General features: G+C 59.9%; 12 protein-coding genes and 4 pseudogenes. 4 read left to right on the forward strand and 12 right to left on the reverse strand.

What is annotated here, in order from left to right:
- Nucleotides 1-62: 62 nt before the first annotated feature.
- The 6 genes and pseudogenes from ACVIJ6_RS37685 to ACVIJ6_RS37710 all read right to left on the reverse strand — a co-directional run bounded on the left by ACVIJ6_RS37685 (nucleotide 63) and on the right by ACVIJ6_RS37710 (nucleotide 7,236).
- Nucleotides 63-314: a hypothetical protein gene (locus tag ACVIJ6_RS37685; RefSeq protein ID WP_012044969.1), complete on the reverse strand. Its 252-nt coding sequence runs from the start codon at nucleotides 312-314 to the stop codon at nucleotides 63-65.
- On the reverse strand, nucleotides 311-1,960 hold the full coding sequence (gene tnpC, locus ACVIJ6_RS37690; RefSeq protein ID WP_012044968.1) for an IS66 family transposase: 1,650 nt from the start codon (nucleotides 1,958-1,960) through the stop codon (nucleotides 311-313). The genes ACVIJ6_RS37685 and tnpC overlap by 4 nt, the downstream gene beginning before the upstream one ends.
- Before the next feature lie 71 nt (nucleotides 1,961-2,031).
- Nucleotides 2,032-2,379, reverse strand: a complete 348-nt coding sequence (tnpB, locus tag ACVIJ6_RS37695) for an IS66 family insertion sequence element accessory protein TnpB (RefSeq protein ID WP_041750840.1) — start codon at nucleotides 2,377-2,379, stop codon at nucleotides 2,032-2,034.
- Nucleotides 2,376-2,771 carry an IS66-like element accessory protein TnpA gene (gene tnpA / locus ACVIJ6_RS37700; RefSeq protein ID WP_083780697.1) on the reverse strand — a complete coding sequence of 132 codons (396 nt, stop codon included), beginning with the start codon at nucleotides 2,769-2,771 and terminating at the stop codon, nucleotides 2,376-2,378. The genes tnpB and tnpA overlap by 4 nt, the downstream gene beginning before the upstream one ends.
- A 277-nt stretch (nucleotides 2,772-3,048) precedes the next feature.
- Nucleotides 3,049-6,184 (reverse strand): annotated as a pseudogene (locus ACVIJ6_RS37705) (efflux RND transporter permease subunit).
- Complete coding sequence (locus ACVIJ6_RS37710) at nucleotides 6,184-7,236, reverse strand: efflux RND transporter periplasmic adaptor subunit (RefSeq protein WP_057199283.1); 1,053 nt, start codon at nucleotides 7,234-7,236, stop codon at nucleotides 6,184-6,186. Before ACVIJ6_RS37710 ends, ACVIJ6_RS37705 begins: the two are co-directional and overlap by 1 nt.
- Before the next feature lie 244 nt (nucleotides 7,237-7,480).
- On the opposite strand from ACVIJ6_RS37710, the gene ACVIJ6_RS37715 reads away from it, so the two are divergent.
- Nucleotides 7,481-8,050 carry a TetR/AcrR family transcriptional regulator gene (locus tag ACVIJ6_RS37715; RefSeq protein WP_057199284.1) on the forward strand — a complete coding sequence of 190 codons (570 nt, stop codon included), beginning with the start codon at nucleotides 7,481-7,483 and terminating at the stop codon, nucleotides 8,048-8,050.
- A 250-nt stretch (nucleotides 8,051-8,300) separates the two neighbouring features.
- Here ACVIJ6_RS37715 and ACVIJ6_RS37720 read toward each other — a convergent pair whose 3' ends face one another.
- On the reverse strand, nucleotides 8,301-8,501 hold the full coding sequence (locus tag ACVIJ6_RS37720) for a hypothetical protein (protein WP_156402927.1): 201 nt from the start codon (nucleotides 8,499-8,501) through the stop codon (nucleotides 8,301-8,303).
- Nucleotides 8,502-9,782: 1,281 nt separating this feature from the next.
- Here ACVIJ6_RS37720 and ACVIJ6_RS37725 point away from each other — a divergent pair.
- A protein-coding gene (locus ACVIJ6_RS37725) for an IS3 family transposase (protein WP_152343783.1) occupies nucleotides 9,783-10,951 on the forward strand; the annotation gives its coding sequence in 2 pieces (ribosomal slippage) (nucleotides 9,783-10,071 and nucleotides 10,071-10,951; 1,170 coding nt in all).
- 887 nt (nucleotides 10,952-11,838) lie between these two features.
- Here the strand turns inward: ACVIJ6_RS37725 and ACVIJ6_RS37730 are convergent.
- Nucleotides 11,839-12,249, reverse strand: coding sequence for a hypothetical protein (locus ACVIJ6_RS37730; protein WP_444837219.1), 411 nt, complete (start codon nucleotides 12,247-12,249; stop codon nucleotides 11,839-11,841).
- Nucleotides 12,250-12,556: 307 nt separating this feature from the next.
- Here ACVIJ6_RS37730 and ACVIJ6_RS37735 point away from each other — a divergent pair.
- Both ACVIJ6_RS37735 and ACVIJ6_RS37740 read left to right on the forward strand, forming a co-directional pair.
- Nucleotides 12,557-12,794 (forward strand): annotated as a pseudogene (locus tag ACVIJ6_RS37735) (IS21 family transposase); the annotation flags it as partial.
- Between the two features lie 179 nt (nucleotides 12,795-12,973).
- On the forward strand, nucleotides 12,974-14,122 hold the full coding sequence (locus tag ACVIJ6_RS37740) for a LysR family transcriptional regulator (RefSeq protein ID WP_349510070.1): 1,149 nt from the start codon (nucleotides 12,974-12,976) through the stop codon (nucleotides 14,120-14,122).
- Here the strand turns inward: ACVIJ6_RS37740 and ACVIJ6_RS37745 are convergent.
- From ACVIJ6_RS37745 to ACVIJ6_RS37760, 4 genes and pseudogenes are all read right to left on the reverse strand, one after another.
- Entirely contained in the window at nucleotides 14,095-14,337 is a 243-nt protein-coding gene (locus ACVIJ6_RS37745; RefSeq protein WP_057198315.1) for a DUF2274 domain-containing protein, read from the reverse strand. The two genes, ACVIJ6_RS37740 and ACVIJ6_RS37745, sit on opposite strands and share 28 nt — an antisense overlap.
- A 5-nt stretch (nucleotides 14,338-14,342) precedes the next feature.
- Complete coding sequence (locus tag ACVIJ6_RS37750; RefSeq protein ID WP_057198313.1) at nucleotides 14,343-15,530, reverse strand: TrbI/VirB10 family protein; 1,188 nt, start codon at nucleotides 15,528-15,530, stop codon at nucleotides 14,343-14,345.
- Nucleotides 15,530-16,057 (reverse strand): annotated as a pseudogene (trbG, locus tag ACVIJ6_RS37755) (P-type conjugative transfer protein TrbG); the annotation flags it as partial. The pseudogene trbG and the gene ACVIJ6_RS37750, both read right to left, overlap by 1 nt.
- Nucleotides 16,056-16,746, reverse strand: a pseudogene (locus tag ACVIJ6_RS37760) (TrbG/VirB9 family P-type conjugative transfer protein); the annotation flags it as partial. The pseudogenes trbG and ACVIJ6_RS37760, both read right to left, overlap by 2 nt.
- Nucleotides 16,747-16,750: the final 4 nt, after the last annotated feature.

Genomic DNA, 16,750 nt, shown 5'->3' on the forward strand with positions numbered 1-16,750 from the left:
CTCGATAAGGCAATAAGGCCGATCAGGCGTATGCGTCCGGCGTAGGCCGCAGGCGAGTTGGATTATTCGGACGGCCAGCGCTTAAGCAATCCCGGACTTTCTTTGTACATCCGGACGAGTTCGATCAGGTTTTCGATTCCGAAGTTGGTGAACGCCTGGACGCCGTCTTCTCCGACGCCATAGACCCAGATGACGCCGTCCTCGATCTCCATTTCGTTGGCGACGTCACGTAGCCAATCCTCATCTTCGCCGAGGTCTTTCGCGACCTGAGTGATGGTGGTGACGTGATGGACCTTGTTAACATGGATGGTCATGCGGCTTGAGCAGAGATTGTTGGTGCTGGCGTCCAATTCCAGGGCAGAAGCTCGTCCAGCCGATGAGCCGGATGGGCGGCGATGCGAGCGAGGATATCCGTAAGCCACGCCTGCGGATCGATGCCGTTCATTTTTGCCGTGACGATCAAGCTGTACATGGCTGCGGCACGTCGCCCTCCGCGATCAGACCCGCAGAACAGCCAGGATTTTCGTCCAAGAGCAATGCCTCGCAAGCCTCGTTCGGCGGCATTGTTGGAGAGACACACGCGTCCATCGTCCAGGAACAGCGTGAAGCTTGCCCATCGCTTCAGGATATAGTTGAACGCCTTGGCCAGGTCGTGACCGCGGGACAGTTTGGCGAGCTGTTCGCGCATGTAGACCTGAAGGTCCTCCACCAGAGGCCGGCTCAGCATCTGTCGCACCTGAAGACGCCCTTCGGGGCTCCTGCCATTGATGGAACGTTCGATCTCGAACAGCTCATCGATCCGCCGCACGACCTCGATCGCGATCGGAGAGAGCGGGATTTCCTTCTTTCCGGCGCCCTTGCGCCGCGCATTCTCTTCGATGTCGGCCATGGCAAAGAACGGGCGCCTTCCATGTGACCAGCAGGCAGCCTCCCGGATCGGTCCGGGCTGGCGCCCGGCCAGATAGAGCTGGTTGTAGCCGTCATAGGCGTCGGCCTGCAGGATGCCGGCATACCGGGCCAGATGCCCCTGCGGATGCTCGCCCTTGCGGTCGCGTGAGTAGTAGAACATCGCTGCTGGTGGACCCGCGCCCCCAAACGGCCGGTCGTCCCGAACGTAGATCCAGCACCGTCCCGTGTCGGTCTTGCCCTTGGCCAGGACCGGCACCGTCGTATCGTCGGCATGAAGGCGCTCGGCTGCCATAACATGGGCTTCCACCAGGCGCAGCAGGGGATCCAGCGACGTACAGACCGCCCCCACGGCATCGGCCATGGTTGATAGCGCGATCGGCACCCCTTCCAGGGCATACCGCTCGGCCTGGCGGTTCAAGGGCTGATGCTGGCCGAACTTCTCGAACATGATCATGGCCAGGAGGCTCGGGCCGGCCCATCCCCGCGGGATGGCATGGAACGGCGCCGGGGCCTGGCTGATCTTCTCGCAATCGCGGCAGGAGAACTTCTCCCGTACCGTCTCGATCACCTTCCACTGGCGCGGCACTACCTCCAGCGTGCGCGTCACGTCCTCGCCGAGCTTGCGAAGGCGATTGCTGCCGCAACATTCACAAGCTGCCGGCGGATCGATCACCACCCGTTCCCGTGGCAGATGCTCGGGGAAGGTCTGACGCTCGGGGCGCTTGCGTGTAAATCCACGCACTGTCGTCGTCTTCGCCACGGCCCGTTCCGCCGCCAGCTCGTCCTCGGTGGCGTCGGCTTCCAGCTCTTCGAACGTCAGCGCCAACTGCTCGATCAGCCGCGCCGAACGTTCCGACCGTGGCCCATAGATCTGATGTTTCAGCTTGGCGATCTGCAACTGCTGCTGGGCGATCAGCGCTTCGTCTTCCGACGCTTTCGCGCGGGCGACCGCGAGTTCAGCGGCGATCTCCAAACCCTTCGCGCGCTCGACTGCCAGCGCCTCCTTCAGGGCGCCAACGTCATCCGGAACAGCGTCGCGATCAGCATTCATGCGACGCAGTGAATCATAGATTGAATGCGTTGGGACTCCTCAAAATGCCGGCAGCCGCAGATTTTCCTGAATCAGCCAGCGCTCTGCGGCCGCCAGCTTAGTTGGGGATTCCTCCAGTCGATGCCCTCGAGCATGTAAGCCATTTGCGCCGCCGAGATCGATACCGCGCCGTCCGACGCTGAGGGCCAGATGAACTTCCCACGGTCGAGGCGCTTGGCGTAGAGCGACATGCCCAGCCCATCGTGCCAAAGAATCTTGACGAGGTCACCGCGGCGGCCCCGGAAGATGTAGAGATCGCCGGCATGGGGATCGCGCTTCAAGGTCTCCTGAACCGTAAGAGCCAGGCTTTGCATGCCGCGACGCATGTCGGTGTGGCCAGTGGCGATCCAAACCCTGACGCCGCTCGGAATCGGGATCATCGTCGCCGCAGCAGCTCAAGAATTCGCTGCAGCGCCTCAACGTCCACGTCACGGTCAACGCGAACGCGACAGCCGCCGCCAAGCTCGATCTCGATGATTCCAGCCCTTGCACGCTGCGCAGGCGGTGAAGATACTCGTTGTGGCGCGTCGCTCGAAGTCGGAGCCGCCATCGGTGTGATCTCGACGGGAACGAGAGCTGGCACAGAATCTCCGCCCAGTCGACCCTGGCGCGCCTGTCGACGCCAAGTGAACAGCAGGCTGTGAGCCACCCCATGCCGGCGCGCGACGCCGCAGACCGTCTCGCCAGCCTGCAAGGTTTCTTCGACAAGGCGAACCTTCTCGTCGTAACTCCATCGCCGCCGACGCTCGGCGCCCAACACATTGACCTGCATTCGCCAGGTGACCTTAAAGCTAGACTTAAGGTCAAATCCTCGGCCCGCCAATCAAACTACACAAGGCGGCCGCCGCCGGGGGGATACGATCAGGCTGAGCTCGTTTTTCGATATTCGTGACGTCGCAAGTCGGTGCGACCGTCAGGCTTTCAGGCGCCGAGTGCTGCTAGGTGAAAGCGGGCCAGAGCTGATGGGCCGGATAACTTAAGACAGCCGCCCATCAAGGCAGAGAGCAAAGCCCGCAACTAGGTGCTCCGGACAAGCAGACGATCGACGTTTACTTTGCGGGGGCTTGGACGACGTCTGTCCGCTTAGTGTCAGTCACAGGACGCGCGCGGGTTACCAAGCGAAAGAACACCGGCACGAACAGGATAGCGACAAAAGTCGCGGCCAGCATACCGCCGATCACGCCCGTGCCGATCGAATGGCGGCTAGCGGATCCGGCGCCGGTGCTGACCGCTAGTGGCAGCACGCCGAGCACGAAAGCCAACGAGGTCATGATAATGGGGCGAAACCGCAAGCGAGCTCCCTCCACAGCGGCTTCAAAGACTGTTGCCCCCTTGCGCATGCGCTGCGCGGCAAACTCCACAATCAGAATGGCGTTTTTGGCGGCCAAGCCGATCAGGGTCACAAGCCCGATCTGGAAATAAACATCGTTGTCGATGCCGCGTAGGAAGATGGCGAGCACGGCCCCGAATACGGCAAACGGCACGGCCGTGATCACCGCAAGCGGCAGTGACCAGCGCTCGTATTGAGCGGCAAGTATGAGAAACACCATCAGAATTCCGAATAAAAAGCCCTGATAGCCGGTGCCGGCAGTGGCGAGTTCTTGGTAGGCTGACCCGATCCAACCGATCGAATAATCTGCTGACAGCGTTTTGGCCGCAATATCCTGCATCGCGGAAATGGCCTGACCAGAGGAGTATCCAGGCGCGGGCTCGCCGAGGATCTTCGCGGCTGGAAAGATGTTGAAGCGATCGACGATGTCGGGGCCGACAACTCGCTCAAGCGATACGACCGCGTTTAGCGGTACCATCGCGTTGTCGAGCGATCTAACGAAGACATGGCGCAGATCGTCAGGCGTTCTTCTGAACTCCGCCTCGGAGGAAAGGCTCACGCGAAACGTACGCCCCAACAGCGTGAAGTCGTTCACGTACAGGCTACCGAAAGTGCTTTGCATGGTGTCGAAGATAGCACTGATCGGAACGCTTAACGCTTTTGCCTTCTCGCGGTCCACATGGATACGGTATTGCGGCACGGCCGTGCTAAACGTGGTACGCACGCCGCGCAACTCAGGACGCTGAGCTGCTGCTTGTATCAAGCTGGTTGTGATCTGCGCCAGGCGATCAAGACTGCCTCCCGAGCGGTCCTGCAAATAGGCTTCGAAACCGCCTGTTGTACTGATGCCTTGGATCGGTGGCGGATTGAAGCCGATGACTACACCGTCGCGAAAGCGCGCATTCAGTGCCGAGAAGCCGGGCACCAACGTGCGGGCATCTGATCGTGGATCGGTGCGCTCGGCCCAATCCTTAAGGGTTACGAAAGCAATGCCTGAATTGGTCTTTTGAGCCAGCGAGAGCAAATCGAAGCCTGAAAAACTGATCACACTAGCAACGGCCGGGTTGGCCTTAAGCCCTTCCGTGATGGTGCTGTTGACCTCGCGCGTGCGATCGACGGCGGCGGCTGGCGGAAGCGCTGTGACGAGAAACGCATAGCCTTGGTCCTCAGCCGGCGCGAGCCCTGTCGGTACTCGGTAAAAGAGGTATGCTGTGCCGGCAAACATCATTGCAACGAGGGTCAGCGACAGCGGCACACGGCGCAGGAAGAAGCCCACAGCATCGCTATAGCACCGAGTGAGTCCTTCGAAGGCGCTATTGAACAGTCGAAAAGGCAGCCACGGTTCAGAATGACCACTCTTGAGCAGCAGGGCGGCGAGTGCAGGTGTAAGAGTAAGTGCAACGACGCCGGAAATCACCACGGACACAGCTATTGTCACGGCAAACTGGCGGTACAGTTCGCCTGCCAAGCCCCCCAGGAACGACACGGGGATGAACACAGCGCACAACACCAGCACGATGGCGATGACCGGACCACTTACTTCCTCCATGGCCTGGATCGCCGCTTCTCGCGCCGACTTCGCTTCCGCGCGCATGATCCGTTCCACGTTCTCCAGCACCACGATGGCATCGTCAACCACGATCCCGATCGCCAAAACCAAACCGAACAGCGTGAGAAGATTTATGGAAAAGCCGAGCACATACATGCCGGCAAAGGTACCGATAATAGAAACCGGGATGGCGATGACCGGAATCAACGTAGCTCGGACATTCTGGAGGAACAGGAACACGACCGCCACGACCAGAATGATAGCCTCGACGAACGTCTTGATCACTTCGCGAATGGACGCTTCGACGAAGCGGGTGGTGTTGAACGGAATATCGTATGTAAGCCCCTCCGGAAAACGCTGGGCGAGGCGGTCCATGGTTTGCCGCACTGCGGCGGCCACCTCCAGCGCATTGGCGTCCGGCTGTAGGTAGATACCGATGGGGACCGCTGGCGCCCCATTGTAGGTCGCCGAAAAAGCGTAGTTGAGCGCGCCAAGCTCGACGCGCGCGACGTCCTTTAGCCTCAACGCCGCGCCTTTCTCGTCGGAACGAAGGATGATGTTCTCGAACTCGCGGGTATCTATGAGCCGCCCCGGGGTACTGACGGAATACGTGAATGGCTCAGCGCCGGGCATCGGTTCTTCCCCGAAGCGGCCGGCAGCGAACTGCGCATTCTGTTCGCGTATCGCGGCGGGCGATGTCTCCGATGGCGAGATTGTACTGCGCGACCTTGTCCGGACGAACCCAGATGCGCATGGAGTAGTCGGACGCCCCGAACAGCGAGGCATCGCCGACACCGGGGAGCCGACGAAGCTCATCGATCACATTCACAAGCGCATAGTTGCCGATGAAGATCGTGTCGTAACGACCAGCGGGAGACGACATGGTCACAAGCTGCAGGATCGTGCTCGAGCGCTTTTGCACCGTTACGCCCTGACGGTTGACCTCAATCGGCAGGAATGGAGCCGCACGCTGGACGCGATTGCTGACGTTAATGGTCGCCTGGTCCGAGTTGGTACCGATCTCGAATGTGACGGTCAGGCGCATCGTCCCACTATCCGTTGACGTTGATCGCATGTAGAGCATGCGCTCAACTCCATTGATCTGCTGTTCGAGCGGCGCCGCGACCGTCTCGGCAATGGTTTGTGCGGTAGCGCCCGGATAACTGGCGGTAACAACGACTTCGGGAGGCACGATCTGCGGATACTGCGCGATCGCAAGCACACGCATTGAAACCAGGCCTGCAAGCACGATGACGATGGATAGTACGGAGGCAAGAACTGGCCGGTCGATGAAGAAGCGGGAGATCATTTGGCGCCTTTCTTCGGCGGGTTGCCCTCGCGCGACGGCAGGTTGGCCGGAACTGGTCGGACTGGCGCCCGAGGCCGCACCCGCATGACACCGTCAACCATTAGTTGTTCGCCCGCCTTCAGGCCATCCTCAATCACCACACCGGCGTCGAGCTCTCGGCCGATTTTAATCGGCCGCGCCTCCGCCTTGTCGTCGGCGCCAAGCACATAAACAGAGGCACCGCGCGGCCCCTGCATGACCGCTTGTTTGGGAATGATAATCGCATCAGGAAGGGTGACGCCATGGAGCCGGACCCGCACGAATTGGCCAGGCAGAATCGTGCCGTCGGCATTCGGAAAGATGGCGCGGAACTGGATCGTTCCCGTCTGAGAATCGATAATGCTGGCTGACAAGTCGAGCTTCCCGGTGTGCGGATGTTTGGTTCCCTCGGCATAGTGAAGCTCGACCGAGACGTCCTTCCGCGCGATCGGAACAGCGCGCTTTCGGTTCATGCTGCGTAGCGACTGATAGTCCGCATCTGTGAGCGCGAAGTGGACATAAGCCGGATCGAGTGGGGTGATAGTCGTCAGCAAGGTCTGCTGCGCAAGAATGAGAGTGCCCTCCGGTGGCGAGCGCAGACTGGTCATGCCGGCTACTGGCGCTTTGATGGTCGTATATCCGAGATTGAGCGTCGCATTGCCGACCTCGGCTTGAGCGAGCTTTACCGACGCTTCGGCGGCATCACGCGCGCCACGGGCGTCGTCGAGCTGCTTTTGAGTGGTCACCTGACGGATCGCCAGCTCTTCGACGCGCCGAAAATTCTGCTCGGCCTGGACGAAGTTGGCCTGAGCCTGCGCCAGTTGAGCTTGCGCACGATCCAACGCAACTTGGTAAGGACGGGGATCAATGCGGAAAAGGACCTCGTCTTCCTTCACCCGGGCACCTTCCGCATACTCGCGCTTAAGCAAAATGCCGCCCACCTGCGAGCGGATCTCAACGTCGCGGACACCGGCAACGCGACCAGCATAGATCAGGGGAAGCTCGACGGTCTGTGGTGTGACGGTGATCACCCCCACCTCGGGCGGTGGCGCTGGCCTCGCCGTTGTCGCAGGCGGTGCCGCGCGCATAGCATGCCAAGCGTAAGCCGTCGCGGCTATGCCTACGGCGACTAACAGCAGCGCAAGGCTACGTCTGTACATCTTGGCCGACCTACGTCATTTAGACTGGGCAGTCTAAATGGGTACCCAACCTATGCCAATGCGTCAAGAAACGGAACCGACAAGACGACGGTCATCCGGTCGACATGACATCCATGTGGCCATACTCAAAGCGGCATCAGAACTCTTCGGTCGACAGGGCTTTTCCGCCACTTCCATGGACGAGATCGCGCTTAAGGCAGGGGTGGCCCGCCAAACGATCTACAATCACTTCTCAGGAAAGGATCAGGTGTTCCAAGCCTTGGCAGAGTACTTCGCCGATCTGGTAACCGCCTCGCTGCCCGAGTTTGCGGACGGCTCGGACCTAAGCTCTAGCCTCATCGATCTGGCCCGTCGCATTCGTTCGCAACTGCTCGCCCCCACTTCGATCGCCTTGCACAGGGTGCTAATCTGGGAGGCGCCGCATTTTCCAGAACTCGCCAAGGCGGTGTATGCGGCTGGTCCCCACCGGTTGATTTCCCAGCTCGCGACGCAACTTGCGGCGAAGTCGTCAAGGCGCCTTTCGCCGGCCGAAGCGATGCACGCGGCAGAGCAGTTTGTAGGTATGATCCTCGGGCGCAGCCAACTCCGAGCCCTCCTCGGCGTAGGCGAGCCCACTGAGGCCCATGCCGCAGCACGTGTCGAACAGACGGTGGAAGCGTTCCTAAAAGGATGGGATCTTGGCTGATCTTGCCCCTGTTTGCCCTCTGTACCGGGTTTGGCCCCGCTTGGGGCGCCGCGCACCCGTTCGGTGCGAGCCCGTCGAGGCTCGTGCGGGGTCGGCTGGTGTTTTAGTCGATCCTTCCATTCCTTGATGATCTGCGGGCCTCGATGACATTGGTGAACAGGTGCTCGTCGGGACGCTGGTCGCGCAACCAGTCCTTGAAGCTTTCCACAAACCCATTCCGGCGGCTTGCCGGGGGAGATGTATTGCCACTTCATCCCGAGGTCTTCCTGCCTGGCCGACATGGTGTTTGAGGTGAACTCGGTGCCTTGTCGCTGACGATCATGCGGGCTTGGCCTCGCGCCTCGATAACGCGGTCAAGCTCGCGGATCACCCGCAGTGCGGTGAACGAGGTATCCACGTGCGTATTCCAGCCGATCGTGATCACCCATTCCAGGCCATCGTGATCACCCATTCCAGAGCATCGTGATCACCATTTCCAGCCGATCGCGATCGCTATTTCCAGCGATCGCGATCGGGGGCAACCAGGCGGCGCGCACCGCTGACAGTCTGCAATCCGGAGATGCCCGACCGAGAGACTGTCCATGCGCCACATTCGCGAAGTTCTACGCCTGCATTACAGCGTCGGCATGTCGCAACGCGCCGTTGCCCGCAGCCTCGGGCTGGCCCAGGGCACGGTCAGTCAAAGTAACGGCTGCCGTGTTCGGATTCTTGAGGACGAGTACTTTCTTGGAGTTGACCTAGCGAAAGCGCTGAGACCACTTGGTGCAGAGGTCATCGGGCCCATTCCTGAGCTTTCCGGGCGATCGAGCCGGATAGCTTTGATGTGGCCGTACTCGATATCAATATACGAGGAAGCTCATCCTATTCGCTGGCGGACGAGCTCATGTAGCAACACCTCGGCACGGTCTGGTAAGGGCTAGACTGAAGCGCCCTTTTCAGCGGTGTAGCGCCTCAGAACTCGTCCAACGAGCAAGGCACCCCGCCACGCTGAGTACAGCGGTCACGCAGCTCGTTGGCAATCTCCTGTGTGACGTCGCGTGACCAGCCGCCGGCGGGATTGAAGGCGATTGCGCGGGCTGGATTTAGATGTCCAGTAGGTCTCGGATCAAGGCGGGCCGCTCTGTGTCCGCTTCGCGGTTTCGCGCCAAGCCCGCCCGTACTTCCCCCCAAGGTCGTCCAGCACGAGATAAATATCCCGATCGATTTGGTCTGGTACGATCGACGGTGAGCCAGCCATTACGCAACTCCATCTAGCTCTAAGTCAAAATAGCTCCTATCGTTCGTTCCTAATTAGTAAACAATCTCCTGTAACGTTGGTGGCAGCCTTGCTTGAGCTACCTCGACCACCGGCTACACGGCTTGCCGCACAGAGAGTCGCGCCTCACTTACTTGCCGTAGGACGCGTCTTACTCTCCTTCGCCCCGGTCCTCTTTCGGCATCCCTGACCGGACTTTGACGGCGGTCCGCCGGCGATGGCCAAGCCGGCCATGAAGGCTGGCGGATCCGCCGGAAAAGTTTGCTCAAGGGCAAGATCGAGGTCTTCGTCGCGCAAGGGGCTCTCCTAACAGGCCAGAAAGAACGCGAGATTGCAGACGCGGTTTCTGATCTGGAGGCGGGAGATCGGGACTGCACTGCCTCTCCTCCGTGGTGCCTTCATAGCGGCCCGGGTTTACTGAACTTCCTCCGAATGAGTGGACACCTGTAGTAGGCTCGTTGAGCCTGGAGGTGTTGAATGGAACGTGCACGTCGGTCGTTTACTGAAGAGTACAAGCGCGAGGCGGCGGGGTTGGTGGTGTCGAGCGGCCGCTCGATCGGGTCGGTAGCCAAGGAGCTCGGTCTGCGCGACTCAGTGCTGCGGCGCTGGGTCGATAAGCTCCGGCGCGAGCCGGCATCGGCGGCGTGGCGCCCCACCACGCAGGCGACGCCGATGTCGGCGGACCAGGCTTCGGAACTCGCCGTGTTGCGCCAGGAGAACGAGCGGCTGCGGATGGAACGCGACATTTTAAAAAAGTCGATCGCGATCTTTGCCGGAACCCGAACATGAGCTTTCGCTTCATCGAGGACCATCGCAACACCTATCCGGTGCGGCTGATGTGCGCCGTGCTCGAGGTCTCGCCGGCCGGCTACTACGCTTGGCGCGACCGCCCCGTGAGCGAGCGGGCAAAATCCCATGCCGCGCTGCTGGCCGAGATACGGCAGGTCCATCAGGACAGCAGCGGCCGCTACGGCAGTCCCCGCGTCCATGCCGCTCTGCGCAGGCAGGGACGCAGCGCCAGCCGCGGCCGGATCGAGCGGACGATGCGCCGGCATGGCATCCGCGCCATCACCGCAAAGCCACGCCGTGTGCGCACCACCGACAGCCGTCACGACCTGCCGATCGCACCGAACCTGGTCGCGCGCGACTTCACGGCGGAAGCCCCGAACCGGGTCTGGCTCGGCGACATCACCTACATCCCGACCGCCGAGGGGTGGCTTTATCTGGCCGCCGTCATGGATCTGTTCAGTCGGAAGATCGTCGGCTGGGCCATGCGCGATCACATGCAGGTCGAGCTCGCCTCCGCAGCCCTGACGATGGCAATCCGGGAGCGGCGGCCGCAGGCCGGATTGATCTGTCACACCGACCGGGGTGTGCAATACGCTTCGCACGCTTATCGCAGCACCCTTATGGAGGCCGGCATGACGGCATCAATGAGCCGCAGGGCCGATTGCTACGACAACGCCCCGATGGAAAGCTTCTTCCATACCCTGAAGACCGAGCTCGTCCATCATCGCAACTACAAGACCCGCACTGAGGCCCAGCGCGATATCTTCAGCTTCATCGAAGGATTCTATAACCGGACAAGGCTCCATTCCGCACTCGGATATATCCCCCCGATCGAGATGGAGCTAAAAGCCGCTTAACCCGTCCACTTTATCGGGGGAAGATCATACCCCGCCTCTAGATCAGCGCGCGCCGGTGATCTAGGCAAGACACCTTGGCACGCAAGACCCCTCCTCTTGAAACCGAGGCCTCCGAGCTAGTTCATAAGTGCCGCGCAGCGAAGCGGCGCCGGATGTCGGCAAGGGCCCGGCCAAAGGCGTCGGGTCCTGGCCCGATGGGACTTGTATCCACGTTGCTCAACGAGGATGTGGTATGAGAACGCACGATCCAATGTCGCTCTGGTGGTCAAATACCGCACCGACGATCAACTCTGGAGATCACCGTCATTTTCGAGCGGAACTCGTCGGTGGCGAAGGGCCGCAAAGGCCAGGATAAGACCTCGAGCAAGATTGCCGCAAGAGAGGGCGCGTGCACCGCCCCGCGCCGTCTCCCGCTTTTGCTGAGAGAGAATGAACCAAAACAGAGTTACGCGTGCCACCTACTGCGCTCGCCTTTCGGTTAAGGGAGGTTTGACCATGGCAATGCTGCCCCTATCTCTCAAGAAGAGAGGCTAACTTGGGCAGCCGGCGCTGGGCGTCCGAAGTGGAGCGGCTCGCGCTCCAGCGGCTTCGCTGTCTCAGCGGCCGGTATAGATCGAGCTTGCATGTTCATGTTGGTCTGCTCCCGGGCGAGCCGCGCTTCGCTTGCGTAACTCGTCGAGACGGCCCGCGAGGCTTCTGGGTCACCTGGCTGGAACCGCTTCGGTTTCTTCATGGTACGCCACCGTCTTCTACCAAACCAGCGACGCACTTCTGCGTTTGCTCCAAAATCAGGGCTGTGGCCCTCGTTGTCTAGCAAGCCGCGCAGAGATCACTGTGAATGTCGGCAAGCGCCTCGTTGAATGCCTCGAGGCAACTCATCAGTTGTCCTACGTTCTGCAGGCGCGCGTGCACATGATGCCGAGCAAACGGAAGACCATCACCGGCGGCTCGCCATGCGCCATGCGAAATTGCGGTCCGACTGATTCGAACAGGACATTCACGGCGGGCAATGCCTGCTTGATCCGGTCCAAAATGCCTTCGATGTCTTCAGGCTGCAGCCGACGAGATGGGCGATCTGGCGCTGCGGTGCGGCAGGCGGCATAGGGCCAAGCTCCGTCACGATCTGGTTCTCGATTTACTGCCGGACTTGCTATGGCGCATTGCGGATCTGGTCCGCCGTCAAGGTAGGTCCGATCTTCTAAAGGCACCCTGCCGAACAGGCCGTTTTGGCTACTAATCGGAATCAAGCCCGCAAATACCGCATAAACCCTTGAACAGTTCGCGCTCCGGCCAGCCACGGCCGGCACCGTGGTAAGGCACCTGTTAGGCGCTACAAGCCAGGTAAAACGACTCGGCCCTTCTGACGTCAACATTCTTCAGACTCACCCTGAATAGCAGCCCTCTGCAGGTAAGATTGGTTCGCCATGCCGGCCAACGAGATCAGATTCGCGGTAGCCGATAGGCAGGACAGTTTGCTGGCGATAGTCATCGCCTATCGCTCAATAGGCACCGGGGCTCACAAGTCGCTGGCAGCTTATCACCACTGCAATCTACAACTAAGAATCGTCTCAATCTTGTGTACAACCGATGCACCTTTTTTCTTTCATATGGATGGTCCACAAGGGCGAGCGGATTGCCGCGCATCAGCGCATGAGTGGCAATCACAAGCACACCACCGTGCCGGAGCACATGGCCTCCAGCCATCGGCGCTACGCCGGCTGGACTATCGGGCGTATCCGTCAGGGACGCCGCCGCGATCGGGCCGGCAACCAGCGCATTGTGCGACCTCATTCTCGACGAGCGCTCGCACCCCGAACAAGGCTTCCGCGCCTGCCTCGGAATCAAGCCCGCAAATACCGCATAAACCCTTGAACAGTTCGCGCTCCGGCCAGCCACGGCCGGCACCGTGGTAAGGCACCTGTTAGGCGCTACAAGCCAGGTAAAACGACTCGGCCCTTCTGACGTCAACATTCTTCAGACTCACCCTGAATAGCAGCCCTCTGCAGGTAAGATTGGTTCGCCATGCCGGCCAACGAGATCAGATTCGCGGTAGCCGATAGGCAGGACAGTTTGCTGGCGATAGTCATCGCCTATCGCTCAATAGGCACCGGGGCTCACAAGTCGCTGGCAGCTTATCACCACTGCAATCTACAACTAAGAATCGTCTCAATCTTGTGTACAACCGATGCACCTTTTTTCTTTCATATGGATGGTGCGGTAGTCATGGAGCGTCCCGGGCTGCTGAGGGGAGGACGGCCCCTTGGCTTGAATTTGGATCAACTTCAACAGGCAATCACAGCGGCAGATTACGGCAGCTTTCGGCAAGCCGCCGAAGTACTGTCAATCAAGCAATCGACCATTAGTCGTTCAATTCAGCTGCTCGAACACAGCTTTGGAGTCCATATATTTGAGCGATCAAGTGGGGGAGTGCGTGCGACCCCGGCCGGCCGTCACTTCTTGAGCGTAGCGCGCTCGATAGTCGAGCAGCTGGATGCGCTTGCTGCTACTATGAGGGCAAGTGGCCGTGGCGAAGCTGGCCGACTTGCAGTTGGCTTCTGTACATCTCTCGCCGCGGGCAATTTGAGAGCATCGCTGCTGGACCTTCTTCAGAGATTTCCTCAAATCGAACTCTCTACCGTGGAACGACGGCGCGCCCATCTGATGGCGGCGCTTCGTAATGGTGCGCTGGACGTTCTGATCTTGACGGGAGGGACATCATCTCAAAAAACCAGCAGAATGCCGCTTTGGAATGAGCGGGTGTTGGTCGTCTTGCCTGCGGAACATCCTCTGGCGCAGCGAAAAGTCATTTATTGGACGGACTTACGAGACGAGACGGTTATCTTGAGTCACTACGATCCGGGAAGTGAAATTGAAGATCTGTTGGTTTCAAAGCTTGTATCGCCCGATGATCGACCGAAGATTGAACGTCACGATATCAGTCGTGGCATTGTAAAGAGCCTGGTCACAATGAAGGTCGGCATCAGCCTTGTTCTGGAATCGGACGCAGGTGCCACTCTTTCCGGTCTCGTATATCGAGAACTACGGGACGGCAGTGGACCGAGCGTGTTGAACTATTCAGCCTATTGGCAAAAGGATAACGAAAATTCGGTCCTAGAAACCTTCCTGAAGCTACTCTCTGAGCGCTACCCATCACCTTGCTCGGGAAATTGACGCGCTCGGCGGGCCTTTGCAAAAGCTCGATCGGTCGCCATGAACCGAGCCAGCATCGGCGCAATCAACTTGGCAGGATCGCTTATGGTCTGTCCGGTTTGGCGGGCCAGAACCTCAGCGTAGGTTACCAGATCGCGATGTATGTTCGTCGGCAGTTCGAACGTGAGCTTGACCGGCTTAGCATCCTCGAATGCTCCTAGCTTAAGCTTCGCCATCGACCTTATCCCTTGTAAGTCTCAAGCACCAGGTCCCGATTGACGAGCACTCTCACGGGAAATCCCGGACGGATCGTCAAAGTTGGCTGGATGTTGAGATTGCGACGAACGACCTGTTGGCCGGTCTGGTTTAGAGAATCACCTGCCCCACGACGCAGCGCTTGAAGGATGGCGCCGTTGGTGCTGCTAATGTCCGGCCCAGAATTCGCCTCGGTGCCCACGGCGAGCAGGGTTGAAAGCGCAGCTGCTCCGAGCATCTCTTTCCAATGATTATCGATCTCATCCTGAAGACCGGAATATCCCAAGGCATCCACGCCGGGTTGGCGCTCCAAAACGATCGAACGCCCGTTCGGCATGATGAGCCGTGTCCAAACCAGGAGGACTCGTGACTGTCCGAACGCAATCTGGCAATCGTAGATCCCAATCAACCGCGCGCCCTGCGGGATAAGACGAGCCCGCCCTGTCGGGGTATCGTAGACATTCTCAGTTACCTGAGCCGTGATCAGACCGGGCAGATCGGAACGAATCCCAGTAATCAGAGCGGCGGGAATGATAGTGCCGGCTTGAACAACAAAGGGGGAGGCCTGCTTCATCAGACGGTCAGGGCTAGTGGTGCGTCGATCGACCGATGCATTGACGAACGCGAGTTTACGATCCTGACCGTTTTGGGCAAATGCGTCGTCAGTTGAAGTGGCTCCCGTTGGCGGCGCTTCGGCTGACGGCGCTTGACTAGGCGATGGTCGGGTAACGGTAGTAGCAAACACTTTGCTGGTACGAGCAGCTTCGCTTTCCTGGATGGCTCGTTGCTGCTCGGCATCCACTGCAAGCGGGCCAGCTTGAGTCTGTGCCGCGACAATCGGACGGCCAAGATCACCTGGTAAAGGCGGCCCTAGTCGTGGCACGTCCGGGGGAATTGAGCCGTAGTCCTTGGGTAGGCTTGCAAGCTTATCCGCCACATTGTGGTGATCGGTCGAGTAGAGTTCGTCCGAGACGGAACCCCGCTCGCGTGTTTGCAGCGCCAGAAAAACAGCAGCGGACATGAGGATCAGCGCCAAAGCAGTGCCCCCGATCAGCGCTTTGCGCGAGAGCCGTGCGACCTGCTGGCGCTCCGGCCGCAACCGAAAAGAACTCGCCATCTCTGCCTCGGGCCCCGGCCGAACGCCGTTCGTGGGCCCCTGTTCGGTGTTGCTCATCAATTTCTCCCGTCGGTTCTGACGATGCGGACCTTCTGCTGGTCTTCGCCCCCCAGCCGCAGTTCGGCTGCTGCGAACAATCGGTCGACAATCAGGACGTTGCCGAACGCCCGGTAATTGACGAGTCCCGTCTTCCCGTCGGAGTTGATGACAAACAGTGGGGGCATCTCGCCTTGCCCGATACCAGGCGAGAATTCGATGTAGACCTTGCGGCCGTCGTCAAAAGCGCTGACGGGGCGCCATGGAGGATTATCGCCCTCAAAGGCGTATCGATAGCGCCGATGGGCAGCGTCCGGAATGAAGGGTTTTGGCGGAAGCGCACGACCGCGAGCGGCCCGGTCTTCAGGATAGAACCAGGAGACCGATGGCATGTATGATTTTTCACGCGAGCGCAGTTCGATCAGGTACGTCCGCCGATCTGTGTTGAGAACGAGGTTGGTTTCGATGGCGGCTCGTGTCGGCTTGACCATGATATGGACCCGCCGTGTATCGCCACTGCCGCTCTCGGTATCGCCAACGACCCAGCGTATCGCCCTCAAAGGCGTATCGATAGCGCCGATGGGCCGTCCGGAATGAAGGGTTTTGGCGGAAGCGCACGACCGCGAGCGGCCCGGTCTTCAGGATAGAACCAGGAGACCGATGGCATGTATGATTTTTCACGCGAGCGCAGTTCGATCAGGTACGTCCGCCGATCTGTGTTGAGAACGAGGTTGGTTTCGATGGCGGCTCGTGTCGGCTTGACCATGATATGGACCCGCCGTGTATCGCCACTGCCGCTCTCGGTATCGCCAACGACCCAGCGTACGGTGTCCCCTGCGGCCACGGGTCCTGAGCCGATCAACTGCTCACCCGGCTCCAACGCGATATCGGTGATCTGTCCTGGCGCCGCATAGACTTGATAAAGCGCGCCAGGACTATACGGAAACACCTGCACGGCGTTGAAATATCCGGCCTTCCGAGGTTGAATGCGGGCCGCATCGTTGGCGCTTTCGATCCGATCAACGGGTGCTTCAGCTTCCTTCTCCTTGCCACCGCGCGCCGGCGTCCAAACGGGTGGGACGTGAAGGGGGCGCGGTCGGTCGTCCGTGAGCTGCGGCTGATCTGGCAGCGTCGGGATTTCGTCGTCATAACTGATCTGCGGAGGTTTGAATGTTGTGCATCCCGCGAGGGCATATGCGCAGATCAGGAGAACCGGAAACCCCTTCCCCATTTTCATTCGC

It is taken from the genome of Bradyrhizobium sp. USDA 4369, from assembly GCF_054056435.1.

Excerpts from the sequence above, each read along its gene's own strand:
- ACVIJ6_RS37685 (WP_012044969.1), bottom strand. The coding sequence starts at position 314 with ATGACCATCCATGTTAACAAGGTCCATCACGTCACCACCATCACTCAG.
- tnpC (WP_012044968.1), bottom strand. The coding sequence starts at position 1,960 with ATGAATGCTGATCGCGACGCTGTTCCGGATGACGTTGGCGCCCTGAAG.
- tnpB (WP_041750840.1), bottom strand. The coding sequence starts at position 2,379 with ATGATCCCGATTCCGAGCGGCGTCAGGGTTTGGATCGCCACTGGCCAC.
- tnpA (WP_083780697.1), bottom strand. The coding sequence starts at position 2,771 with ATGCAGGTCAATGTGTTGGGCGCCGAGCGTCGGCGGCGATGGAGTTAC.
- ACVIJ6_RS37720 (WP_156402927.1), bottom strand. The coding sequence starts at position 8,501 with ATGGGTGATCACGATGGCCTGGAATGGGTGATCACGATCGGCTGGAAT.
- ACVIJ6_RS37740 (WP_349510070.1), top strand. The coding sequence starts at position 12,974 with ATGCCGGCCAACGAGATCAGATTCGCGGTAGCCGATAGGCAGGACAGT.
- ACVIJ6_RS37745 (WP_057198315.1), bottom strand. The coding sequence starts at position 14,337 with ATGGCGAAGCTTAAGCTAGGAGCATTCGAGGATGCTAAGCCGGTCAAG.
- ACVIJ6_RS37750 (WP_057198313.1), bottom strand. The coding sequence starts at position 15,530 with ATGAGCAACACCGAACAGGGGCCCACGAACGGCGTTCGGCCGGGGCCC.